Raw genomic sequence first — 23,737 nt, forward strand, 5'->3', positions numbered from 1 at the left:
TTACCTCCCGACCCGTCCCATGCCGTTGATCAACGTGTCGAGCATCTCGTCGATCGCGGTCATGACGCGGGCCGCGCCCTGGTAGGCGTGCTGATAGGTGAGCAGGTTGACGTTCTCCTCGTCGAGGCTGACCCCGGCGGTCGAGAGCTGGCGCCCCTTGGCGGACGTCGCCGCGAGGTCGGTTAGGGTCGAGCGGTCGGCCTCGGTGCGGGCCGTGGCCCCGATCGTGCTGACGATCGAGCCCCAGGCGCGGTCGGGCGATCCGGTCGAGAGTCCGATCCGGCCGACGGCGCGGGCGATCGACCCGTCGAGGGCGCCCCCCGTGCCGTTGCCCGACGCGATGGTCGAGGCGCCGGTCGGCAGCACGGTGAGGCCGCGCGCCGCGGGCACCCCGGCGGTGAGGGCGAAGAAGTCGTGGCCCGTGGTGCCGTCGGCGGTCGTGCCGGTCGCGTGCACGGCGTTCACCTGGCTGGCGAGCTGGGTCGCGAGGGCGTCGTAGCTCGCGGCGGCCTCGGCCAGCACCCCGCCGGTGCCGCCGGGCGCGGCCGGGGCGAGCACCGACAGCGAACCGGCGATGCTGCCGCCGTCGAGCGAGATCGGGTCGCCGGCGCGGTGGGTCCATTCGAGCGAGACCCCCGAGGAGGCGGTGGCCAGGGTGTAGTCGCCGGTCACCTTCACCTGGCGGGCCGAGTCGCCCGACACCAGGGCGTTGCCGCCGACCAGGACGTCGACCGTGCCGTCCGCGTTGTCGCGCACCGTGCCTCCGGCGAGCGTCGCGATCTTCTCGGTCAGTGCCGAGCGGGCGTCCACCAGTTCGTTGGTGCTGACGCCCTGCTGGGTCGCGGTGCGGATGCGCACGTTGAGGTCGGCCACCTGGGTCGCGGCCGAGTTGAGCTGCGAGGCGAGGCCGTCGAGCTGCTGACGCTGCGAGGTCCACTGGTCGTCGACGGCCTTGTAGCCGGTCGAGAGGGTCTGGGCGATCGTGTTCGCCTGGCCGAGCAGGACGGCCGCAGGGGCCGCAGCCGAGGGGTCGTTCGACACGTCCTGCCAGGCGGACCAGAACTTCGTCAGCTGCGAGGCGATGCCGGTCGTGCTGGGCTCGTTCAGGGACGACTCCAGGGCGGCCGTGACCGACGCCCGCACGCCCTGGTAGCCGGCTGCCCCGGCGGCGCCGCGGACCTGGGCGTCGGCGAACCGGTCGCCGATGCGGGCGATGCCGTCGACCGACACGCCCTGTCCGGGCTGGACGCCGTTCGAGAACACGCCCACGCGGGCGGCCGCCTCGATCGAGGACTGCGTGACCCGTTGCCGCGTGTAGCCCTCGGTGTTGACGTTGGCGATGTTCTGGCCGACCACGTCGAGCCCGGTGCGGGCCGCGGTCAGCCCGCGGTATGCGGTGGCCAGGCTGCCGAAGGTGCTCACCACGTCAGAGCCGCCCGTCGAAGAGGTGACCGCCGGAGGCGCTGGCCGAGCTCGCGTGACCGGTCTGGCCCGTCGCGTCGTACGTCGCGGTCGCGGGGCCCGTGGACGCGGTGGCCAGGGTCTCCTGCGTGGCGCGGGCGGCGGCCCGCAGGAAGCGTTCGTTCTCGTCGCGCAGCTGGGCGATGCGCCCGGTCAGCTCGGTCATGGCGCGGAGGTGGGCGGTGAAGATCTCGCCCCACGGGCCGGACGGTGCCGCGGAGATGATCTCGCGCAAGGGGGCCTCCTCGTCGGTGCCCCACTCGCGGGCGACGGCCGACACCTCGACGCTCCGCTCGAGCCCCGCGGAACGGAGGCGACCGAGCACCTGCTCGACCTCGCGCGTGGCGTGGTCGACCCAGCGGCTGCGGCCCGCGGTGAGCAGCAGTTGCTCCTCCTCGAGCTTGAAGGTCAGCAGCTCGAGCAGCTCGCGCTCTCGCCAGAGCAGCGCGGAGAGTTCGTTCGCGCCCATGGGGGCCTCCTCGGTCGGTCGCATCGGGGTGTCGGGTTCGTCGTCCGTCGGCGAGGAGTGCCCGGCGTCCTCTGCACCGGTGACTATCGGCGGAGGCGCGGGGCCCGTTAGTCATCGGCCCGAACCCTGCGCCTAGCCTTAAAGCACCGCTCGGAGGAAGGGGCGGTCCGACCCAGTACGGGGGTGAGGGCACGAGGTGTGTCCCCCGAAGAGATGACGGTCGTTCCCCCGCACTGGGGGCAGTCCCGGCCTGCCGCCGCCCCCCTCCGGCTCGGTAGCGTTGCAGAGCAGCGACGGGCCCCCGACGGGTCGGTCGCCACGCATCATCTGCGGTCCGGACGACGTCTCGTCCGGTGCACCGCGCCTCCTCGGCGAACCCTGTCGACGTGCCCTGATCAGAGGGCCGTTCGTCGCGCCCGGAGTCACGATCACCGGACCACGAGGTCCCCTATCGCACTGGGAGTCGCGATGAACCGCACCGAACGGAACGCCATGGTGGTGGAGAACCTGCCACTGGTCGGCTACCTCGTCTCGGAGGTCTGCGCCCGCGCCACCCACCTGTCGCGTGACGACCTCGCCTCGGTCGGGGCCGTCGCCCTCGTCCAGGCCGCGGACGCCTTCGACCCCACGCTCGGCATCCCGTTCGGCGCCTACGCCCGCACCCGCATCGTCGGCGCGTTCGCCGACGACATGCGCTCGGGGGACTGGGCCAGCCGCGGCACCCGCAAGCGCATCAAGGAGACGCTGGCCGTCCAGGAGGCGCTCACCGCGACCCTGGGACGCGCCCCGAGCGTCGACGAGATCGCCGGAGCCCTCGGCGTCGACCGCCAGACGGCGGCCGGTGCCCTGACCGACGCGGCCCGGACCGTCTCGGCCCTCGACGACACCGTCGCGGACCACCTCGCGGCCGACCTGCCGCTGCCCGAGGAGAACCTGCTCGTCTCGGAGCGCAGCCGCTACGTCGCCGCCGCGGTCGAGGCCCTGCCCGAGCGCATGCGCCTGATCGTCGAGGGCGTCTACTTCGGCGACCGCACGGTCACCGAGATCGCCGACGAGCTCGGCATCACCCACAGCGCCGTCTCGCAGCAGCGCACCGAGGCGGTCCGCCTGCTGCGCGACGCCCTCGAGTCGCACTACGCCGACGACCCCGACGCCGAGTTCACGCCGGTCTCGAAGACCGCGCCGGCCCGCCGCAGCGCCTACCTGTCGCGCGTCGCGACGAACGCCGCCGTCGGCATCGCCCGCGCCATGCGCGAGCCCGACGCCGCCGGCATCAGCACGGCGGTCTGAGATCGCCCGAAAAAACTTCTGCGGCTGACTTACAGCCGCGGTCGACCGGCCGACAGTAGCCGGTGTCAGCCCACGGATGGGCCGACGAACACCACCCAGTCACGGAGGAGAACACCATGGGTATGCAGATCAACACCAACCTCGCGGCCAACAACACCTACCGCAACCTCAACAGCACGCAGAACGACCTGTCGAAGAGCCTCGGGAAGCTCTCCAGCGGTCTTCGCATCAACCGTGCCGCTGACGACGCGGCGGGTCTCGCGATCTCCGAGGGCCTGCGCTCGCAGGTCGGCGGACTCACGGTGGCCGCACGTAACGCCCAGGACGGCATCTCGGTCGTCCAGACCGCGGAAGGCGGCCTGACGGAGGTCCACTCGATCCTCCAGCGTGTCCGCGACCTCGCTGTCCAGTCGGGCAACGACTCGAACAACGCCGACGCTCGTACGGCGATCCAGACCGAGGTCACGGCCCTCGGCGACGAACTGACCCGCATCGGCAACTCGACCAACTTCAACGGAATCGACCTGCTCAACAGTGCCGGCTCGCTGACGTTCCAGGTCGGAGCCGGCTCGACGGCTGCGAACGACCAGATCTCGGTGAACCTCACCGACATCACGGCCGTCGCGACCGCCGTCAAGGCGCTCACGTTCGACTCGTCGGCCAACGCCCTCACCTCGATCGCCGCCATCGACACGCAGATCAAGGACGTGTCGTCGGCCCGTTCCGAGCTCGGTGCCGTGCAGAACCGCTTCGAGCACTCCATCGCGTCGACCAACGTCGCGAAGGAGAACCTCACGGCGGCTCAGTCGCGCATCCGCGACGTGGACATGGCCGAGGAAATGGTCAAGTACACCCGCTCGAACGTGCTCAGCCAGGCCGGCACCGCGATGCTGGCCCAGGCGAACCAGAGCAGCCAGGGCGTGCTGTCGCTCCTCCGCTAGTCGTAGCCGAGGAGGGTCCCGAGCTCCCAGCCCGGGCCTGACCCACCACCTCACCGCGGTTCGAGACCGGGTGGCGTCGACGGTGCAGCTGATCCTGCGCCGTCGGGCCACCCGGTCTCAGCGCTCCCCCCCCCACTTCGATCTGCCCCACGGTCCGACCCGGACACCCCACCTCGACAGGAGCACCTGATGGCCTCGCTCGGCATCGACGGCCTCGTCAGCGGGCTCGACACGACCACGCTCATCAACACGTTGATGCAGTCCGAGGCCGTGCCCCAGACGATCCTGAAGAACAAGGCCACCGTCGGCCAGACGCTCGTCACGGCCCTGCAGGGGCTCAACACGAAGATCGCCGACCTGGCGACCCTCGCGACCTCGACCGCCAAGGCGGGCTCGCTCTCCCTCTTCACCCCGACCAACAGTTCGACGGCGGTGACGGCCACCACCGCTCCCGGTGCCGTCTCCGGCTCGGTCGACCTCGTGGTCGGGGCCACCGCGTCGTCCAAGACCGCGGTGACCGCGGCGATGACGGCGTGGCCCGACTCGCCCGCGACGCTCACCTTCGTCTCGGCCGCGGGAACGACGACCGAGGTGACCGCCGCCTCCTCGTCGCTCGACGACGTCGTGACGGCGATCAACGCCTCCGCCGCCGGCGTCTCGGCCGTCAAGGTCGCCTCGGGCAAGGACGCCTCGGGTGCCGTCCAGTACCGTCTCCAGCTGTCGAGCCAGAAGAGCGGAGCCGAGGGTGGCTTCGACGTCTTCCGCGGCACCACCGCCGACGTGGCCGCCGGCACCGCCCCCGACCTCATCGCCCAGCCCGGCGCCGCCGTGATCTCGCAGGCGCGCGACGCCTCGATCACCCTCTGGGCGGGCACGGCGGCCGAACAGGTCGTCACGAGCAGCAGCAACACCTTCACCGACGTCCTGCCCGGCGTCTCGGTCACGGTCTCGGCCACGACGACCGAGCCGGTGCACCTCGCGATCGCCCGGGACGCGACCGCCGCCACCAAGGTCGCCACCGACCTGGTCGCCGGCGTCAATGCCGCGTTGAGCCTGATCAGCACCAGGAGCGCGGCCACCACCACGACCAACGCGTCCGGCGTGACCACGGTCACCGCGGGCGTCTTCGGTGGCAACTCCACCACCCGTGGCATCACACAACGCTTGACCGACTCCGTGCTCAGCCCCGTCGACGGGCAGTCGCCGAGCGTCATCGGCATCTCGATCGACGCCAAGACCGGCCAGTTCGCCGTCGACGCCACGAAGTTCGCCGCCGCCCTCGCGGCCGACCCGGCCAAGGTGCAGGCGACGATGAGCGCCATCGCGGCCCGGGTCGCCTCGACGGCCACGGCCGTCTCGGACAAGTTCGACGGTTCGCTGACGAAGACCATCACGGGGCAGCAGTCGGTCGTGAAGGACCTCAACAACCGCGTCAGCGACTGGGACGACCGTCTCTCCGCTCGGCGCGCGAGCCTCCAGAAGACCTATTCGGCCCTCGAGACCTCGCTCAGCGCCCTGACCGCGCAGCAGAAGTACATCTCGAGCCAGCTCGCCACCCTCTCGACGAGCAGCAGCTGATGGACGCCACCTCGTTCGCCGCCTTCGCCGCGGCCTCGGCCGGCCCCTCGGCCGTCGTGCAGAAGCAGCGCGCCCAGTACACGAGCGACGCCGTGCTGTCGGCGACGCCCGTCCAGCTCGTCACGATGCTCTACGACCGCCTCATGCTCGACCTGTCGCGCGCCGAGGCCGCGCAGGTCGCCGCGAACTGGGCCGCCGCCTCCGAGCAGTTGCTGCACGCCCAGGCGATCATCGCCGAGCTGTCGTCGTCGCTCAAGATCGACGTCTGGGACGGCGGCGAGGGCCTGCTCGCCCTGTACACCTACACGTCGACCGCCCTGGTCAACGCCAACGTGCACCGTGACGTCGCGCAGACCCGCGAGGTCGCCGGGCTGCTCGAGCCCCTGCGCCAGGCGTGGCACGAGGCCGCGGCCTCGCTGCAGGCCGGCGCCGCCTCGGCGGTCCCCGGCCTGGCCGGAGGCGTCGGTGTCGCCTAGGACCGAACGGACGCACGCCGCCTGGCGCGCGGCCCTCGACGAGCTGGAGGCGCTGGTCATCGAGGCGGACGCCTCGCTTCCCGCCGGCGACGGCGACCCCACCGCGCTGCCGACTCCGGCCCGTCGGTGGACGCCGCCCGTGGGATTGGGGCCGTTGCCGCAGGAGTTGGCGACCCGCGCCTCCTCGTTGGCCGAGCGCCAGCGCGACGTCCTCGGCCGCCTCGAGGCCGCCCGGGTCGCCGTGCTGCAGCACCTCGGAGCCGTCCGCACCGTCGAGGCGTCGCACGAGCCGTCGCGCCCGGTCTACCTCGACGCCACCGGCTGACCCCGCCCGGCTGACCCCGCCCGGGTGGCCTCAGCCGAAGGGGATGACCCCGACGACGACGGCGACCACGAGCATGACGACCGAGACGACGGCCGCCCGCCAGAGCACCTTCTTGTGGTGGTCGCCGAGGTTGACGTTCGCCAGGCTGACCAGCAGCAGGATCGCCGGCACGAGCGGGCTCTGCAGGTGCACGGGCTGGCCGATCACCGAGGCTCGCGCCATCTCGACCGGTTCGATGCCGAACGCCGCGGCGCTCTGGGCGAGCACGGGCAGGATGCCGAAGTAGAAGGCGTCGTTGCTCATGAAGAAGGTGAGCGGAAGGCTGAGCAGTCCCGTGATGACGGCCAGGTACGGACCCAGTTCGTTCGGGATCACCTGCACGAGCCACTGCGCCATCGCGTCGACCATGCCCGTCCCGTTGAGCACGCCGATCAGGACGCCGGCGGCGAAGACCATCGAGACGACGCCGACGATGCTCGGCGCGTGGGCGACGATCTCGGCCGACTGCTGCTTGACCTTCGGGAAGTTGATCAGCAGCGCGACCGCGACGCCCACCATGAACACGTAGGCCAGGGGGAAGAGGTCGAGCACGAGCAGCACCATCACCACGACGGTCAGCGCGAAGTTGAACCAGATCAGCCCGGGGCGCAGGGTCTCGCGAGTGGGGTCGAGCATCGTGTCGGCCATCGTGCCGGTCAGGGGCGTGCCGTTCTCGCTGGCGCCGCTGCCGCCGGGGTTGTCGACCGCGCGCTCGCCGGGGGCGTCTGCGCGGCTGCCGTCGGCGCGACCGCCGCGCAGGCCCAGGGCGACCGTGGGGCTGGTGAACATCGAGACGCCGACGCCCGCCTTGCCCGGTCCGCCACCGCGGGCGGCCGTGGCCAGCTCGCGCGACAGGGGCGACATCTTCTCGGCCGCGGCGGCCAGCACCGACCCGCCGAGCTCGACCGTGCCGAGGCGGCGGCGCTCGCGCAGGCCCATCAGCCAGGCGAACACGAACACGATGACGAGGCCCGTGATCAGCGACGGCACGAGGGGCACGAAGATGTCGGACGGCGCGACGTTGAGCGCCGCGGCGGCCCGCACGGTCGGCCCGCCCCACGGGACGATGTTGAGGGTGCCGTTGGCGAGGCCGGCGACGCAGGTCAGCACGACCGGGCTCATGCCGAGCTTGAGGTAGATCGGCAGCATGGCGGCGGTCGTCACGATGAAGGTCGTCGACCCGTCGCCGTCGAGAGAGACGGCCCCGGCCAGCAGGGCCGTGCCGAGCACGATCTTCGCGGGGTCGTTGCCGGTGACGCGGAGGATGAAGCGCACGAGCGGGTCGAACAGCCCGACGTCGATCATCAGCCCGAAGTACATGATCGCGAACATCAGCAACGCCGCGGTCGGGGCCAGGTCGCCGATCGCCTCGATCACCATGTCGCCGATGCCGAGGCCGGCCCCCGCGAACAGGCCGAAGATGGTCGGCACCATGATCAGGGCGAGCATCGGCGAGAGCCGCTTGGTCATGATCAGCACCATGAAGGTGGCGATCATCAGATAACCGAGGATGACGAGCATCTGGACTCCTTCGTCCGGTTCGTGTGTCCGGGCACGCTAGCCGCGCCTCCCGAGCCGCGTCGCGCTTGTGCGCATTGGCCGACTATCGCGCGTTGGCACCGTTCTGCGCGTTCTGCTCACGCCCGGCCTGCCCCCCGACCCCGACCCCACCCCGGCTTGGCACCGCGTTTCGTGCACCACACCGTGCCTAGACGAGGTGCGATGCACGGGACGCGGTGCGGCGCGTGCGCGAGGGCTGGGCGGGGCCGCGAGGAGGCGCGGGTCGCGTCGGCCGCGCCGGGTACCCTGGCGGGCGTGACCGACGACAGCTCACCACGGGGACGCCGCACGCCGGCGAGCCGTCGGGCGGGTGCGCGAGGCGGGTCGGGGCAGGGGACGGCGCCGCGCCTCCGGAAGCGGCGTTTCGCCACCGAGGTGCTGTTGCTCCAGCTCGCCGTCGTCACCGCCATCGTGCTGCTGACCAGTGCCGTCTTCGCGACCATCGCCGTCCAGCGCCTGGCGCGCGAGGCCGAGTCGACCGCGCTCGCCGTGGCGCAGAGCGTCGCGAGCGACACCGACGTCCGGGAGCAGGTCGCCCTGCTGAGCGTCGACGGCACCGAGATCGACCAGGAGGCGCTGGCCCGGGGAGCCCTACAGCGCACCGCGGTCGCGGCCCAGCAGCGCACCGGGGCGCTCTTCGTCGTCGTGACCGACGATCGCGGGGTGCGGCTGGCGCACCCGGACCCCTCCCGCATCGGCGAGCGGGTGAGCACCAGCCCCGACGCCGCCCTGCGAGGGGAGGAGGTCGTCGCCTGGGAGCGCGGCACGCTCGGCGACTCGGCCCGCGCGAAGGTGCCGATCTACGCTCCGGGCGTCTCGGTCGGCGCGGCGTCGGTGGCCTCCGGCTCGGCGGCGGACGTCGTCGGCGAGGTCAGCGTCGGGTACGCGCCGACCCGGGTCTACGACACCCTCGTGCAGGACGCCCTGCCCGTCGTCGGGGTGGCCGTGCTCGCCCTCGCGCTCGGCGTCGTCGCGTCGGTGCTGATCCGTCGGCGGCTCGACCGCGCCACCCTCGGGCTGCAGCCCGAGGAGCTGTCGAGCCTCGTCCAGAACCAGCAGGCCGTGCTCGGCGGGGTCGGCGAGGGGGTGCTGGCGGTGTCCGGCGACGGCGTCGTGACGGTGTGCAACGACCAGGCCGCGCGACTGCTGGCGGTCGACGCATCGACCGCCGTGGGGAGGCCGCTCGCCGGGCTCGGCCTGCCCGAGGGGCTCGTCGCGCTGCTCGGTCCGAGTGAGCCGCGCAGGCCGCGCGACGCCGTCGACGAGGCGTCGGCCGGCACCTCGGCGGGCACCCCGGCCGACACCACGCTCGTGGTCGGCCACCACGTGCTGCTCGTCGACGTGCGTCCGGTGTCGCGCGACGGGGTCGACCTGGGCCGGGTCGCGGTGGTGCGCGACCGCACGGCCGTCGAGGCCCTGACCCGCCGGCTCGACGCCGTCGGCGCGATGACCACGGCCCTCCGCGCGCAGCGACACGAGTTCGCCAACCGGCTGCACGCCCTGTCGGGGATGCTCGAGCTCGGTCGCGCCGAGCAGGCCCGCGCCTACCTCGCCGACGTCCTCGACCACGGGCCGTTGCGCTACCCGGTCGCCCACGCCGACCGGCTGACCGAGCCGTACCTGCAGGCGTTCCTCGGGGCGAAGGGCGTCGAGGCTGCCGAGCGGGGCGTCCTGCTGAAGCTCGGGCCCGAGACGCTCGTGACGGGGTCGGTCGTCGAGCCCGGCGACGTGACGACCGTCCTCGGCAACCTGGTCGACAACGCGGTCCGGGCGGCCGTCGCCGGACGGGTCACGCCCGCCTGGATCGAGGTCGAGGTGCTCGACGACGGCACCGACCTGCACCTGTCGGTGATGGACTCGGGCGACGGCGTCGCCGACGTGGACCAGCTGTTCGATCGTGGGCCGCACCGTGCCGACGACGAGCCCGACCCCGCACGCGTGCACGGTCTGGGGTTCGGGCTGCCGCTCTCCCGGGACATCGCCCGACGCCGCGGCGGCGACGTCTGGCTCGGCTCGCCGGGCGGCGACGGGCACGGCGCCGTGTTCTGCGCGAGGCTCGTGGGCGCGGTCTCGCGCGAGGCGGTGGCGACGGGCGAGGCGGTGGTGACGGGCGCGTCCGGGCCGGCCCGCGCCTCCTCGTCCCATGGCGGCGACGACCCGCGACCGCCCGGCGTCGGCACGTCCGCCGGCAGCGCCCCCGCCCCCGGACCGCCCGCCCCCGACACCCCCGAGAGGACCACCCCGTGACGACCGAACTCACCGTGCTCGTGGTCGACGACGACTTCTACGTCGCCGACCTGCACCGCCGCCAGGTCGAGCAGCTGCCCGGCCTGCGGGCGTTGCCGGCCGTCGGCACGGTCGCCGAGGTGCGCCGCGTCCTCGCCGAACGGCACGTCGACCTGCTGCTGCTCGACGTCCACCTGCCCGACGGCAGCGGGCTCGACCTGCTGCGCGAGGTCGACGTCGACGCGTTCGTGCTCAGCGCCGCGTCGGACGCCACGACCGTGCGGCGGGCCCTGCGGCGCGGGGCGCTGGGCTACCTGATCAAACCGTTCGCGTCGGGCACGCTGGTCGACCGGCTGCGCGCCTACCAGCGGTACCGCAACGTGCTCGACGAGCGGACGGCCGTCGACCAGGAGGCGCTCGAACGGGCCCTGCGCATCCTCCATTCCGGCGACGCGGCGAAGGCGGCCTCGCCGTCGCGGTCGGCGACGGAGCAGGCGGTGCTCGAGCAGTTCGGAGCCGAGGCGGATGCGGACGCCGCGGACGCCGACACCGAGGTCGGGGCCGGGGCCGGGGCCGGGGCCGGCGTCGGGCCGCTCGAACTGTCGGCGGCCGACGTCGCCGCCCGGGTCGGGGTCTCGCGGGCCACGGCGCAGCGGTACCTCGCGGCGCTCGCCGCCGACGGTCTCGTCACGATGAAGCTCAGCTACGGCACCACCGGCCGCCCCGAGCACCGCTACTCGCGCCCCTGACCCGACCCGCGCCTCCTGCTCGTCGCCCGCTCGCTCGTCCGCCTGCTCGCCACCGCGTCGCACCGCCCACTGAACATCGCACCGCCCACTGAACATCGCACCGCCCACGTCGGCGGTGCGACGTCCAGTCGGCGGTGCGAAGCCCCCCCGCTCGTCGGGGCGGGCCGCCGAGGAGGCGCGGGCCGGCTCAGTCCGCCGGTGCGGTCTCGACGACCGGACCGTTCACCTGCACGTCGACGAGGCGGCTGAGGGAACTGTCGGGTCCGCCCTGGAGGGTCACGGTGTAGGGCTCGTCCGCACCCTCACCGGGTCCGGTCACGATCCGCCGTGAGCCGCTCGGCGTGGTGTCGTCCTCGAAGACGGTGAAGCCCTCGGCGACGAGGGCGTCGACCAGCGCTGCCGTCGTCTCGTCCCGTGAGGCACCCGGGACGAGCACGACGGAATGCGCGACGGTCCACTGTCGGATGCTGCTGTCCGGGTCGTTCGGCGTGCCGGCCACACCGGCGTCGCCGTCCTCGAACACCTCGACGCTCTCGACGACGGCCGGGTCGACGAGCGCGACCACCCGGTCGACGAGGTCGTCGGCACGTCGGCCGGTCTCTTCGATGGAGGGGGTCGACTTCCCCGTGGGGGTCTCGTCGACGGTCGGTCCGACCACGCCGAGGAGGACGTAGTTCTGCCCGGTCGACGCCCCGTTGTCACCGGCCTGCACGGTCAGCTCGAAGCCGTCGTAGCGGTCCTCGTCCGAGGTCAACGTGACCCAGCGACCTCCCGCGTTCGACGTCTCCCGGTCGAGACCCACCGTCCAGCCGTCCGCGACGCGGGCATCGATCACGGACTCGGCGACGTCGAGCTGGGGTGCGTCCGGCACGAGGTTCACGTACCGCAGCACCCGCCACTCCTGGATGCTGCCGTCGGCGTCGTCCGCGGAGCCGCCGATCGACGCCGCGCCGTCCTCCTGGGCCTCGACGCTCGCCACGAGCGTCGGGTCGACCTGGGCCTGGAGGCCGTCGATCAGTTCCGTGGCGATCGTGCCGGTCTCCTCGAGGGTCCTTCCGTCGTCCACATCGCGAGGGCCCGTCGTGCCGGTGCTGCACGCGGTGAGGAGGGCGATGCCCAGCGCCGCGAGGCAGAGCGCTCGTCGATCACCCATGGAGACCCACGAACCACCAGAGCGACGCGATCTCGGCGGGCTGCCGCTGGAGGCCGATCCACAGACCGACCGGCCACAGGAGCAGGGGCAGCACGACCCCGACCGCGACCACCGCGACCACGAGGGCGAGGAACACGAGTCCGACCGCGGCACCGACCGACCGGCGACCCAGAGCGGCCTCCGCGGCCGCCTCGTCGTCGTCCACGACGATCTCCTCGTCCGGGTCGGGAGCGTGCTCGTCCCCGAGGCCCCACAGCCGTCGACCGTCCTCGTCCATGCGCGCGCCTCCGTCCCCCCGGTCCTGGGCGCGACGCTAGCAGCAGGGGCGGCCCGCCCCCAGTACGGGGCAGCCGCCTGCGCACCGCTTACGTCGCCCCGCGCCCCGCCGATAGAGCGCCGTGAGCACGGATCGCTCGCACACCGGCCACGGATCGGCCCCTCGCACTCCATCGACCCCACCGGGACAGGCATGCCACTCGAATCCGTGACGCAAGCGGCGCTGCAGAGCGCCCTCGACGGTCTCTCGCTGCGTCAGAAGACGATCGCCGCGAACATCGCGAACGTCAACACCCCGAACTACACCGCCAAGCGGGTGCAGTTCGAGGAGGCGCTGGGCCGGTCGGTCGCGTCCGGCAGCGGAGCGGTCCAGGCGTCCACGTCGCGCAGCCTCGAGCCGACGCGTCTCGACGGCAACAACGTGAACCTCGACACCGAGACCCTGTCGAACGTCGACACCGTGCTGCGGTACCAGTTCGCCACGCAGGCCATGAACTCCGAGCTGACGGCCGTCCGCGCCGCGTTCCGGACGAACTGATGACCGCCTTCGACGCGATCGGCATCGCGAGCACCGGCCTGACCGTGCACCGCAAGTGGCTCGACGCCGTGTCGGACAACATCGCCAACGTCAACACCGTGAAGTCGATGGACGACACCGCCTTCCAGGCGCGCTACGTCGAGGTGCAGGAAGGCGCCGGCACGTCCGGCGTCTTCGTCAAGGCCGACCGCTACGGCAGCGAGGCCGGCCGCGTCACGTACCTCCCCGACCACCCGCTGGCCGACGCCGAGGGGTACGTGCGCATGCCCGACATCGACCTCGGCGCCCAGATGGGCGACCTGATCATGGCGCAGCGTGGTTACCAGGCCAACGCCGCCGTGGTCGACCGTGCCAAGACGGCCTACGAGGCCGCACTCCAGATCGGACGTGGCTGATGCCCATCGCAGGAATCCAGGCCCTCGGGGCCGTGCAACAGACCGGCTTCGCCGACGTGGGCTCGCTCATGGGGGCCGGCGGTGCGTCCGACGTGACGGGCGTGGCCGGCGCGACCGGCGCCTCCTCGGCCTCGGGCGCGACCTTCGGCGCGACCATGACCGGAGCCGTCGAGGGGCTGCAGCAGCTGCAGTCGGAGGCGAAGACCCTCGCGGTCAAGGCCGTCACCGGTGACCTGACCGACATCCACGACGCGACCATCGCGGCGACGCGTGCCCAGGTCACGCTCGAACTGGTCAGCGCCGTCCGCAACAAGGGCGTCGACGCCTTCAACGAGATCATGAGGATGCAGGCCTGATGCCGAACGCCGTCAAGGGCCAGCTCGCCAAGCTCGGTGCCGCCCTCCAGAGCTTCACGGTCGCGCAGCGCACGATCGCCGTCATCCTGGTCGCCGCCCTCGTGCTCGGCGTCGTCGCGCTCGTCAGCTGGCTGGGCAAGCCCACCTACACGCCTCTGTTCAGCGGCATCGACCCGACCGACGCGAGCGCCATCGTCGAACTGCTGCAGACCGACGGCGTGCCGTACGAGCTGACCGCGGGCGGCGGCACGATCCTCGTGCCCGAGAACGTCGTCTACGACGAGCGCCTCAAGGCCGCGGCCGCGGGGCTGCCCGCCGCGAGCTCGGGCGGCGGCTACTCGCTGCTCGACACCATGGGCGTCACCTCGTCCGAGTTCCAGCAGAACGTCACCTACAAGCGTGCGATCGAGGGCGAGCTCGCCAACACGATCAAGGCGATGGACGGCGTCAAGAACGCCAGCGTGCAGCTCGCGATCCCCGAGGAGTCGGTGTTCGTCGCCGAGCAGCGCGACCCGACCGCCTCGGTGTTCGTCGAGACCCAGGCCGGTGCGACGCTGGACTCCAAGCAGGTGCAGGCCATCGTCAACCTGACCAGCGCCTCCGTCGACGGCATGAAGGCGACCGACGTCGCCGTCACCGACGCCTCGGGCACGGTGCTCTCGGCCGTCGGCAGCGGAGCGGTCGGAGGCGCGGACGGCGACGCGAGCGACTACGAGTCCAAGGTCCAGGCCTCGGTCCAGGCCATGCTCGACAAGATGGTCGGCCCCGGCAACTCGTCCGTCGTGGTGGCCGCCGACCTCGACCAGAGCTCGGGCACCAAGGTGACCGAGTCGTTCTCGCAGCCGACCTCGGGGCCGATCGCCCTGAACGAGTCGGGCACCACCGAGCAGTACGGCTCCGGGGCGAACGGGGCGAACGGCACCGGTGCGACCGGCGTGCTCGGCCCCGACAACATCGCGGTGCCCAACGGCACGGCGGCCGACGGCACGACCACCGCGGGCACCGGCGCCGACGGGGGCTACACCAACGAGTCGACCACCAAGAACAACGCCGTCGACAAGGTCACCGAGAGCCTCAACGTCCCGGCTGGCGAGGTCAGCCGCCAGACGGTGTCGGTCGCGCTGAACTCGGCCGCGGCCAACGGGGTCAACATGCAGAGCGTCCGCGACCTCGTCGGTGCCGCCGCCGGCATCGACGCCGCCCGCGGCGACACCGTCCAGGTCGCGCAGGTCGACTTCGACACCTCGGCCGCGGACGCCGCCGCCGAGGCGCTCAAGGCCGCCGACGCGGCGAGTGCCAGCGAGGCGATGTGGGGCACCATCCGCACGGTCGGCATCGTCGCGGCCATCGCGATCGCCGCCATCGTGGGGCTCATCGTCTTCGCCCGTCGCAGCCGCCGCCAGGACCGCGAGGACGTCGACCTCGGCGAGCTCTCCCCGCAGAACGGCGCCCAGACCTGGGACGCCACGATGCCGCTGTCGCTGGACGACGCCGTCGCCACCTCGCGCCTGACCCTGCCCGGCATGGGCGAGCCGAAGACCGAGCTGCTCGAGGTCGACGCCCCGACGCCGTCGCCCGAGTTCGTCTCGGCCGAGCGCCGCCGGGCCGAGATCGACGCGATGGCCGAGCGCGACCCGGGCAAGACCGCCGAGCTGCTCCGCGGCCTGATGGACGACCGGCAGCCCGCATGAGCCTCGTCCCCACCACCTTCGGCGCCCCCGCGGTCCCCGGGGTCGGCAAGCCGTTGACCGGCGCCCAGAAGGTCGCGGTCATCCTGATGCAGATGGACCAGTCCCGCGCGGCCGCGGTCATGAAGGAGTTCAGCGAGGTCGAGGCCGAGGAGATCGCGGCCGAGATCGTCCGCCTGCGTCGCGTCGATCCCGCGCTCGCCGAGGCCACCGTGGCCGAGTTCCACGACCTCAGCGTGAGCGGCCGCTACCAGCGCCGCGGCGGCCACGACGTCGCCGTCGGTCTGCTCGAGGCGTCGTTCGGTTCCGAGCGTGCCGCCGGCGTCATGGAGCGCATGGCCTCCAACATGGCCGGCAAGTCGTTCGAGTTCCTCGACGAGGCCGAGGCCGGTCAGGTCGTGGCGCTCCTCGACGGCGAGCTGCCGCAGACCATCGCCCTGGTGCTCGCGCACCTCAGGCCACAGCAGGGTTCCGCCGTGATGTCGGGCCTCGACGTCGAGCTGCGCGCCGACGTGGCCCAGGCCATCGCGACGATGGGCACGGCCACCCCCGAGTCGGTCGGCATCGTCGCGGCCACCCTCAAGGTCCGGGCCGGCGCCGTCGTCGCCCCGCGGGACCAGGTCGAGGTCGTCGGGGGCATCCAGCCGCTGATCGAGATCCTCAACCGCAGCGACGTGGCGACCGAGAAGGCGCTGCTCGAGGGCCTCGACGAACGTGACCCCGAGCTGGCCGAGGAGGTGCGCTCGCGCATGCTCACCTTCGAGGACATCGTCAAGCTCGAGTCGCGCGACATCCAGCAGGTGCTGCGCGGCATCGACGCGGCGATCCTCGCCACGGCGATGAAGGGCGCGCCGGCGGCCGTCACCGAGGTCATCCGCGGCAACGTCTCCGAGCGCAACCGCGAACTGCTGGACGACGAGCTGCAGTCGATGGGTCCGGTCCGCAAGTCGCAGATCGAGGAGGCGCGGGCGTCGGTCGTGCGCGCCATCCGCGAACTCGAGGCGATGGGCGCGATCACCATGCACCGCTCGGACGACGACGCCCTCGTCGAGTAGCCCGGCCCCCCTTCGGGGCAAGGGCTAACGCCGTCCCGGCCGAGGTCGAGAGTCGCCGGTGAGCACGGATCGCTCACCCACCCCAGGCCACGGATCGGCCGTCACCCCCAACGCCGAACGGCCCTGTGATGCTCGATTCCGTGATGACCCCCGAGGGCGCCGCCCCGGCCTTCGCGCGCGTCAGCTATCCGTCCGTCACGCGGCCGGGGTCCGACGCCGCCACCACGCGACAGGCGCACGACGCCCGCGCCGAGGCCCGGGGGCACGCCGCCGGGTACGCCGCCGGCCTCCGCGCGGCCGAGCTCGAACTCGCCGCCCGCCGGGCCGTCCTCGAGGCCGAGCACTCCGACCTGCTGCACCGCCTCCAGGCCGCCACCGTCTCGGCCGTCGAGGCCCTCGCCTCTTCGGCCCGCGCGCTCGACGCCCGCGTCGCGCCCGTCCTGGACGACGCCGAGGAGGCGCTGGTCGCGACCGCCTTCGAGCTCGCCGAGGCGGTCCTCGGCTACGAACTGCGCGCCTCCGAGTCCGTCGACGGCGGCCCGTACGGGGCCGACGCCACCGCCCGGGGCGCCGCCGACACGGTCGACCCCCGCGAAGGACGGACCGCCCGTGCGGCGGTCGCCCGCGCCCTCGCCGTGACCGATCCCGGCGACGTCGTGACGGTCCGCCTCCACCCCGCCGACCTCGCCCAGCTCGACGCGGCGACCCGCGACTCCGTGGCCGCCGAGGTGGCCTTCGTCGCCGACGCGACCCTGGCCCGCGGCGACGCCGAGGCCGAGCGTCGCATCGGCCAGGTCGACGCCCGCCTCGGCACCGCGCTCGACCGGGCGCGGACGGCCCTGCTCGGCGACCCGGCGTCGGACGGGGGCGCCTCGTGACCCTCACCGCGCCTCCTGCCGTCGTAGCGACGGGTGCCGTCGTCGACGGCGGGCGTCCGCGCGTGCCGGCCGTCCTCGCTCCCCGTCTCGCCGCCGCCCGCGTCGCGGCCCGTCCACAGCGCGTGGGCCGGGTCAGCTCGGCCGTGGGCCTCGGCCTCACCGTGCAGGGCCTCGACGCGGCCGTCGGCGAGATCGTCGCCGTGGGCGACGCGACCGCGACGTCCGGGGGCACCACCGCCGGTCCGGACCTCGCCGAGGTCGTCGCGACCACGCCCGACGGCGTGCGCTGCATGCCGCTCGGCCGTCTGACCGGCATCACGACCGGCACGCCCGTCCGGTCGACCGGCCGTCCGCTGCTCGTCCCCACCGGCACGGGCCTGTTCGGGCGCGTGCTCGACGGCCTCGGCCGACCGATCGACGGCAAGGGGCCGCTCGTCGGCGCCGACGGGGGTCGCGTCGACCTCGTGCCGCTCGACCACGAGACCCCGTCCGCGATGCACCGCGCGCGCATCGACACGCCCCTGCAGCTCGGCGTGCGCGTGCTCGACACCCTGACCACGGTCGGCAAGGGACAGCGCGTCGGCCTGTTCGCCGGCTCGGGCGTCGGCAAGTCGTCGCTGCTGTCGATGATCGCCCGCGGCTCGGACGCCCAGGTCAGCGTGATCGCCCTGGTCGGCGAGCGCGGCCGCGAGGTGCGGGAGTTCCTCGAGGACGACCTGGGGCCCGAGGGCCTCGCCCGCTCGATCGTCGTCGTCTCGACCAGCGACGAGCCCGCCCTGATGCGCCTCCGCGCCGCCTTCGTCGCGACCCGCATCGCCGAGTCGTTCCGCGACCAGGGCGCCGACGTCGTGCTGATGATGGACTCGCTCACCCGCGTGGCGATGGCCCAGCGCGAGATCGGCCTGTCGGTCGGCGAACCGCCCGCGACCCGCGGCTACCCGCCGTCGACGTTCTCGGTGCTGGCCGGACTGCTCGAACGAGCGGGGACCGACCGCATCGGCTCGGTCACCGGGCTCTACACGGTGCTGGTCGACGGCGACGACCACAACGAGCCCATCGCCGACGCGGCCCGCAGCATCCTCGACGGGCACGTCGTGCTCGACCGCAAGCTCGCCGTGACCGGGCACTTCCCGTCGGTCGACGCGCTCGGCTCGGTCTCGCGCGTCGCCTCGAAGGTGACCAGCCCGCCCCAGCGCGCCGCCGCGACGACGCTGCGCAAGGTCATGGCCGCGCGCCGGGCCGCGCAGGACCTGCTCGACGTCGGTGCCTACCAGCGCGGCACGAACCCGCTCGTCGACGCGGCGGTCGACCACCAGGGCGCGATCGACGCGTTCCTGCAGCAGGGCATGGACGACCGGGCGGCCTCGGCCGACTCGTGGAACGCCCTGGCCTCGCTGACCTCGCGGTTCGGAGCGATCTGATGGCGCGCCCGTTCTCGCTGCTCGGCCTGCTGCGGCTGCGTCACGCCCAGCAGGACCAGGCCGGTGCCGTCCTCGCCGAGGCCAACGACCGTCTGCGCGAGGCCGCCGACGAGCGCGTGCGCGCCAAGCGCACCCTGGCCGACGAGCCGTCCGAGGTCACCGACGCGGCCATGCTGAGCGCGCTGGCGGCCTCGCGGGCCTCGTCGCGCGGCATGCTCGCCGAGCTCGACGCCGTCACCCAGCGCCGTCAGGCCGACGCCGACGCCGCCCAGGCCGCCTTCAACGAGGCCCGTCGCGCGGCGATCGGCCTCGAGAAGCTCGAGCACAAGCACGCGGTGGCCGAGGCGGCCGCCGACCTGCGCGACGAGCAGATCGCCCTCGACGAGATCGCCTCGCGCCCCCGCGCCGACGGCTCGCCGTCCGGCACCGACCCCGAGAACCCAGGAGGCGCGGCGTGAGTCCCGTGACCGAGGTCCTGTCCCGCATCCAGGACATCCAGGCGACCATCGCCCAGCTGCGCGCCGGCACCACCGGTGCGACGTCCGCGACGGCCACCGCCGCGTCCGCGACGTCGGCCACTGCCTTCGCCGACGCGCTCGCCGGCACGTCCGGCACGGGGGCGACGGCGACCAGCGCCTCCGTGGACGCCGTGGCCGGGTCGGTCGCGAGCGGCAGCGGAGCCGACGGCTCGGACGTGGTCGAGTCCGCGAAGAAGTACCTCGGCGTGCCGTACGTGTTCGGCGGCGAGGACCGGACCGGCATGGACTGCTCGGGCCTCGTGCAGACCGTGTTCGGGGACCTCGGCGTCAGCATGCCGCGGGTCGTGCCCGACCAGGCGAAGATGGGCGCCGAGGTGCCCTCGCTCGCCGAGGCGAAGCCCGGCGACCTGCTCGTGCCGAAGGGCGAGGGCCACATCGTGATCTACCTCGGCGACGGCAAGGTGCTGCACGCACCCCGCCCGGGCAAGGACGTCCAGATCGTCGACAACTGGTACAAGGACTCCGACCTCAGCACGATCCGGCGCATCGTCCCGGCCGAGGGCGCGACGGGTGCCGCCTCGGCGTCGTCCGCCTCGTCCGCGTTGTCGAGCCTGTCGGGCCTGTCCGGCCTGTCGGGCTTGTCGGGTCTCTCCGGCGCCGCCGGTGCGTCGAGCGCGTCCTCGTCGGGGACCGACCTGATGACCGCGGCCCTGCAGAAGCTGATGAGCGCGGGGGTGGCCTCGTGACCCTGTCCCGCACCCTGCCGTTCGCGCCTCCTGCCTTGTCCGATGCGTCGTCGCTCCGCCCTTCCGCGGGGTCGCGGGGCCCGGGGGCCGGCACCGCCCGTGACGCCGACCGCGCGGCCACCGGCTTCGGTGCCGCCATGCGCGACGAAGGCTCCTCGACGCGAGGTGCCGACCGGAACGACCCTGTCGCGTCTCCTCCTGCCCCCACCCCGGCTCCGGCGTCCGCCTCGGCCGTGGCCGGGTCGTCGTCGCTCGACGCCCCGTCCGTCGTCCCCTGGCGCTGGCCCCTCGCCGAGGCGACCTCGGCACCGACCGCCCCGGTCGACGAGTCCGACACCGCGACCACCACGACCGAGGCCGCCTCGACGACCGGCGGCACCCCCGCCGTGCCGCGTGACGCGGTGGGCGACGCGTCGGTAGCCGGGGGCTCCGTGTCGGTCGAGGTCGCGACGTCGGCCGAGACGGTCGCCGCCGCCCTCGCCGCTCTGCTGCGCCCCTCCGCCCTCACCGCTCCGGTGCGCGTCGCGTCGCCGGCCGCCGGTGGCGCCGGGGCCGAGCCGCTCGACCCCGCGCGCGACGGATCGGCGCCCGATTCGTCCGCCGCCGCTCTCGCTCCGACGGCACCGGCTGTGCCGGCGGCACCGGCGGTGCAGGCAACCGCAGCTCCCGCCGCGGCCGCCCCCGCCGCAGCCCCCGCCGCGACCGTGCAGCCCGCGTCCGCTCCTGCCCCGGAGCCCGTCGGCACATCCGCGGTCGCGGCGAGCCCCGCGGCCGCCGGCGCGGGTGTGCCCGTCGCGCCCGGCGAGCCGACGCCGTCCGCTCCCGGTGGTGCGGTCCGCGCCGAGTCGGCCGCCGGTCCCGACACGGCCGCCGCCGTCGGCGACTCGTCCCGGAACGGTTCGCCGATGCGGGCACCCGCTCCCACTACCGTCCCGGCAGTGGTCGACCGCGCCCTCGCGCCGGCCGCCCTCGTGCTGCCCGGCACGCCCGGTCCGTCGAGCGCGACGACCGGTGCACCGTCAGCGACGCCCGCCGCGGCCTCCCCGGCCGGAGCCTCCGCCCCCGCGGCCTCCACGGCGACGGCTGCAGCCTCCACGGCGACGCCCGCGGCGTCCACCTCCGCACCCACCCCGGCACCCGCGACCACCGACCCGATCGTGTTCGCCGCCCCCGCGGTCGGCGCGACGTTCCCCGTCGCCGCGACCGCCGCCTCCTCGTCCGCGACCTCGTCGCCGGTCGCCACCCCGCCGGCGCCGTTGACCTCGCAGCTCTCCCGGCCCCTGTTCACGCTCGCCGCGGCGGGCCCCGGGGTGCACGTCGTCACGGTCGACGTCGCCCCCGAGGCGCTCGGCCCGGTCACCGTCCGGGCCCACGTCTCGGCGCACGGCACGCACGTCGAGATGTTCGCCGCGTCGGACGCCGGCCGTGACGCCGTGCGGGCGATCCTCGGCGACCTGCGCCGCGACCTCGCGACGGCCGCCTCCACGACCGCGGGAGGCGCGGGTCACCAGACCAGCGTCGACCTCTCGTCCCAGGACCAGCCGTCCGACGGCCGGGGGGACCGCTCCGGTCAGCTCGGCTCGCCCGGGGCGCAGGCCGGTGCCGACGGAGGCGCCGGGCGACAGGCCCGTGACGCCGCCGAGGCGCGCGGCGCCACCGGCCGCGCGCCGCGCGACGGAACCGACCCCCTCGACGCGACGGGCGCGGTCGACCGTGCCCGCGCCTCCTCGTCCCTCTCGACGTCCCTCGACGTCCTGGCCTGAACCGGAGACCCCATGCCCTCGATCGACCAGATATCGGGAACCGTCGACGTCGCGACCCAGATCGCCGCCGCCAACGCCGCGAAGAGCGGCTCGAGCCGTGCGACGGCGAACACGATGGACAGCGAGATGTTCATGAAGCTGCTCGTCACGCAGCTGAAGAACCAGGACCCGTCGACCCCGATGGACACCAACGCCATGATGTCGCAGACCACCCAGCTGGCGATGATGGAGCAGGTCACCGCGCAGACGACGACGGCCAACGAGAACTTCTCGCTGCAGATGCGCATCGCCGCGTCGAACCTGGTCGGCCGCGAGGTCAGCTACACGGGACCCGACGGCGTCGAGGTGAAGGGCACCGCGACGAGCGTGTCGTTCGCCGAGGCCGTCCCCAAGGTCTCGGTCGGTGGGAAGGAGGTCGCGTTGGATCTCATCTCGGGCATCGCCACCACGAAGGCGTGACACGCGTCCCCAGCGCACACCCCGCAGCACCAGCACCACCCGCACGACCCGCACGACCCGCACCACCCCTCGAACCACACCGGGAGCAGGACGCGACCGGCACCACCCGCGCAGGACGCGCCTCCAGATCTCTCCCCAGCTGAAAGGCAGCACCCATGCTCCGCTCCCTCTACTCCGGCATCTCGGGCCTCCGCTCGCACCAGACGATGCTCGACGTCACCGGCAACAACATCGCCAACGTCAACACCGCCGGCTTCAAGTCGTCGACCACCCAGTTCCAGGACACGCTGTCGCAGATCACGCAGGGCGCCGGCGGCCCGCAGACCGGCATCGGCGGCACGAACCCCGCCCAGATCGGCCTCGGCGTGCAGGTCGCCGGCATCTCGACAAACTTCGCCCAGGGGTCGGCGCAGGCCACGGGCAAGGCGACCGACCTGATGATCTCGGGCGACGGCTTCTTCGTCACCCGCCTCGGCAACGACACCGTCTACACCCGCTCGGGCGCCTTCGACTTCGACGCCGACGGCCGTCTCGTGTCGTCCGACGGCAAGATCGTGCAGGGCTACTCGGCCACGAACGGCGTCATCAACGACGGAGGCGCGCTCGGCGACATCACGCTGCCCCTGAACGCGGCGGCCCCCGCGACGGCGACCTCGAGCGCCACGGTCGGCGGCAACCTGCCGAGCGAGTCGGCGGTCGGCGACAAGATCGTCCGCGACACCAAGGTGTTCGACGCCAACGGCCTCGAGCGCACCCTGACGCTCACCTTCACCCGCACGACGGCCGGCTGGGACGCCTCCGCGACCGACGGCAACGGAGGCGCCACGGCCTCGCTGGCCTTCGCCGACGGCAAGCAGGCGGGCGCGGCGTCGCTGCGACTCAACGGCGTCACCGTCGACCTGTCCGGCATCACCGGGTTCGCGGCGCTGAACACGACGTCGATCACCGAGCAGAACGGCCGTGCGGCCGGCACGTTGCAGGGCTTCTCGCTGTCGAAGGACGGCACCCTGATGGGCCAGTTCAGCAACGGTTCGACGGTCGGCCTCGGCCGCGTCGTCCTCGCGACCTTCACGAACCCCGGCGGCCTCGAGAAGGAGGGCAACTCGGGCTACCGCGCCACCGCCAACTCGGGTGCCGCGACCGTCGGCGCCCCCGGCTCGCCCGGCATCGGCTCGCTCTCCAGCGGCTCGCTCGAGATGTCGAACGTCGACCTGTCGCAGGAGTTCACCAACCTGATCGTCGCCCAGCGCGGCTTCCAGGCCAACGCCCGCATCATCACCACCTCGGATGAGGTCCTGCAGGAGCTCACCAACCTCAAGCGCTAGTCGCCTGGCGGCAGCCCGCCGCTGGCCGCGGCTGCCCGCGGCAGTCCGCGGCACCCTTCGCACCGCGTTCCGTGCACCACACCCGATCTCG

24 protein-coding genes are annotated in these 23,737 nt (G+C 73.3%); 19 read left to right on the top strand and 5 right to left on the bottom strand.

The annotated features are described in order from the left end of the window. On the bottom strand, window positions 1–1,425 hold the full coding sequence (gene flgK / locus QRN23_RS02015) for a flagellar hook-associated protein FlgK (protein ID WP_350224681.1): 1,425 nt from the start codon (window positions 1,423–1,425) through the stop codon (window positions 1–3). Between the two features lies 1 nt (window position 1,426). Further along, the gene (locus QRN23_RS02020; RefSeq protein WP_056043714.1) at window positions 1,427–1,930 is read right to left on the bottom strand and encodes a flagellar protein FlgN; all 504 of its coding nucleotides are present in this window, start codon (window positions 1,928–1,930) and stop codon (window positions 1,427–1,429) included. Between the two features lie 468 nt (window positions 1,931–2,398). Between QRN23_RS02020 and QRN23_RS02025 the strand changes: the two genes are divergently transcribed. The 5 genes from QRN23_RS02025 to QRN23_RS02045 all read left to right on the top strand — a co-directional run bounded on the left by QRN23_RS02025 (window position 2,399) and on the right by QRN23_RS02045 (window position 6,540). Further along, window positions 2,399–3,220 carry a sigma-70 family RNA polymerase sigma factor gene (locus QRN23_RS02025; protein ID WP_056043710.1) on the top strand — a complete coding sequence of 274 codons (822 nt, stop codon included), beginning with the start codon at window positions 2,399–2,401 and terminating at the stop codon, window positions 3,218–3,220. Between the two features lie 116 nt (window positions 3,221–3,336). Beyond that, entirely contained in the window at window positions 3,337–4,161 is an 825-nt protein-coding gene (locus QRN23_RS02030; RefSeq protein ID WP_285062311.1) for a flagellin N-terminal helical domain-containing protein, read from the top strand. 189 nt (window positions 4,162–4,350) lie between these two features. Beyond that, window positions 4,351–5,739, top strand: coding sequence for a flagellar filament capping protein FliD (gene fliD, locus QRN23_RS02035; protein WP_285062312.1), 1,389 nt, complete (start codon window positions 4,351–4,353; stop codon window positions 5,737–5,739). After that, window positions 5,739–6,215, top strand: coding sequence for a flagellar export chaperone FliS (gene fliS, locus QRN23_RS02040; protein ID WP_173153547.1), 477 nt, complete (start codon window positions 5,739–5,741; stop codon window positions 6,213–6,215). The genes fliD and fliS overlap by 1 nt, the downstream gene beginning before the upstream one ends. Continuing rightward, entirely contained in the window at window positions 6,205–6,540 is a 336-nt protein-coding gene (locus QRN23_RS02045) for a hypothetical protein (protein ID WP_173153544.1), read from the top strand. The genes fliS and QRN23_RS02045 overlap by 11 nt, the downstream gene beginning before the upstream one ends. Before the next feature lie 30 nt (window positions 6,541–6,570). On the opposite strand, the gene QRN23_RS02050 is transcribed toward QRN23_RS02045, so the two are convergent. Next, entirely contained in the window at window positions 6,571–8,100 is a 1,530-nt protein-coding gene (locus QRN23_RS02050) for a CitMHS family transporter (RefSeq protein ID WP_056043702.1), read from the bottom strand. 294 nt (window positions 8,101–8,394) lie between these two features. Between QRN23_RS02050 and QRN23_RS02055 the strand changes: the two genes are divergently transcribed. Beyond that, window positions 8,395–10,386, top strand: a complete 1,992-nt coding sequence (locus tag QRN23_RS02055) for a sensor histidine kinase (RefSeq protein WP_285062313.1) — start codon at window positions 8,395–8,397, stop codon at window positions 10,384–10,386. Further along, window positions 10,383–11,114, top strand: a complete 732-nt coding sequence (locus QRN23_RS02060; protein ID WP_056043699.1) for a response regulator — start codon at window positions 10,383–10,385, stop codon at window positions 11,112–11,114. The genes QRN23_RS02055 and QRN23_RS02060 overlap by 4 nt, the downstream gene beginning before the upstream one ends. A gap of 187 nt (window positions 11,115–11,301) precedes the next feature. Here QRN23_RS02060 and QRN23_RS02065 read toward each other — a convergent pair whose 3' ends face one another. After that, a complete protein-coding gene (locus tag QRN23_RS02065) occupies window positions 11,302–12,267 on the bottom strand; it encodes a hypothetical protein (RefSeq protein ID WP_285062315.1) in 966 nt (321 codons plus the stop codon). Next, on the bottom strand, window positions 12,260–12,544 hold the full coding sequence (locus tag QRN23_RS02070; RefSeq protein ID WP_285062316.1) for a hypothetical protein: 285 nt from the start codon (window positions 12,542–12,544) through the stop codon (window positions 12,260–12,262). The genes QRN23_RS02065 and QRN23_RS02070 overlap by 8 nt, the downstream gene beginning before the upstream one ends. Window positions 12,545–12,736: 192 nt before the next feature. Here QRN23_RS02070 and QRN23_RS02075 point away from each other — a divergent pair, with 192 nt between their 5' ends. The 12 genes from QRN23_RS02075 (at window position 12,737) to QRN23_RS02130 (ending at window position 23,646) form a co-directional block, all read left to right on the top strand. Beyond that, window positions 12,737–13,081, top strand: coding sequence for a flagellar basal body rod protein FlgB (locus tag QRN23_RS02075; RefSeq protein WP_043596821.1), 345 nt, complete (start codon window positions 12,737–12,739; stop codon window positions 13,079–13,081). After that, window positions 13,081–13,476: a flagellar basal body rod protein FlgC gene (locus QRN23_RS02080; protein WP_043596823.1), complete on the top strand. Its 396-nt coding sequence runs from the start codon at window positions 13,081–13,083 to the stop codon at window positions 13,474–13,476. The genes QRN23_RS02075 and QRN23_RS02080 overlap by 1 nt, the downstream gene beginning before the upstream one ends. Next, the gene (gene fliE / locus QRN23_RS02085) at window positions 13,476–13,832 is read left to right on the top strand and encodes a flagellar hook-basal body complex protein FliE (protein WP_123571316.1); all 357 of its coding nucleotides are present in this window, start codon (window positions 13,476–13,478) and stop codon (window positions 13,830–13,832) included. Before QRN23_RS02080 ends, fliE begins: the two co-directional genes overlap by 1 nt. Beyond that, the gene (gene fliF, locus QRN23_RS02090; protein ID WP_123571315.1) at window positions 13,832–15,523 is read left to right on the top strand and encodes a flagellar basal-body MS-ring/collar protein FliF; all 1,692 of its coding nucleotides are present in this window, start codon (window positions 13,832–13,834) and stop codon (window positions 15,521–15,523) included. Before fliE ends, fliF begins: the two co-directional genes overlap by 1 nt. After that, window positions 15,520–16,575 carry a flagellar motor switch protein FliG gene (gene fliG / locus QRN23_RS02095; protein ID WP_123571314.1) on the top strand — a complete coding sequence of 352 codons (1,056 nt, stop codon included), beginning with the start codon at window positions 15,520–15,522 and terminating at the stop codon, window positions 16,573–16,575. Before fliF ends, fliG begins: the two co-directional genes overlap by 4 nt. Window positions 16,576–16,715: 140 nt before the next feature. Continuing rightward, complete coding sequence (locus tag QRN23_RS02100) at window positions 16,716–17,453, top strand: FliH/SctL family protein (RefSeq protein ID WP_158612908.1); 738 nt, start codon at window positions 16,716–16,718, stop codon at window positions 17,451–17,453. Between the two features lie 62 nt (window positions 17,454–17,515). Next, window positions 17,516–18,874 (top strand): FliI/YscN family ATPase, encoded by a 1,359-nt coding sequence (locus tag QRN23_RS02105; protein WP_056044531.1) that lies wholly within the window; start codon window positions 17,516–17,518, stop codon window positions 18,872–18,874. Next, window positions 18,874–19,332, top strand: a complete 459-nt coding sequence (locus QRN23_RS02110; protein ID WP_192122984.1) for a flagellar FliJ family protein — start codon at window positions 18,874–18,876, stop codon at window positions 19,330–19,332. Before QRN23_RS02105 ends, QRN23_RS02110 begins: the two co-directional genes overlap by 1 nt. Beyond that, on the top strand, window positions 19,329–20,099 hold the full coding sequence (locus QRN23_RS02115) for a C40 family peptidase (RefSeq protein WP_285062317.1): 771 nt from the start codon (window positions 19,329–19,331) through the stop codon (window positions 20,097–20,099). Before QRN23_RS02110 ends, QRN23_RS02115 begins: the two co-directional genes overlap by 4 nt. Further along, complete coding sequence (locus tag QRN23_RS02120; RefSeq protein WP_285062318.1) at window positions 20,096–21,862, top strand: flagellar hook-length control protein FliK; 1,767 nt, start codon at window positions 20,096–20,098, stop codon at window positions 21,860–21,862. The genes QRN23_RS02115 and QRN23_RS02120 overlap by 4 nt, the downstream gene beginning before the upstream one ends. Before the next feature lie 12 nt (window positions 21,863–21,874). Further along, window positions 21,875–22,321, top strand: coding sequence for a flagellar hook assembly protein FlgD (locus tag QRN23_RS02125; protein WP_052505459.1), 447 nt, complete (start codon window positions 21,875–21,877; stop codon window positions 22,319–22,321). A gap of 155 nt (window positions 22,322–22,476) precedes the next feature. Next, the gene (locus tag QRN23_RS02130) at window positions 22,477–23,646 is read left to right on the top strand and encodes a flagellar hook protein FlgE (protein ID WP_056043669.1); all 1,170 of its coding nucleotides are present in this window, start codon (window positions 22,477–22,479) and stop codon (window positions 23,644–23,646) included. The last annotated feature ends 91 nt before the right edge of the window (window positions 23,647–23,737 follow it).

This window comes from Frigoribacterium sp. ME-P-080 (genome assembly GCF_030209595.1).
Lineage (GTDB): Bacteria > Actinomycetota > Actinomycetes > Actinomycetales > Microbacteriaceae > Frigoribacterium.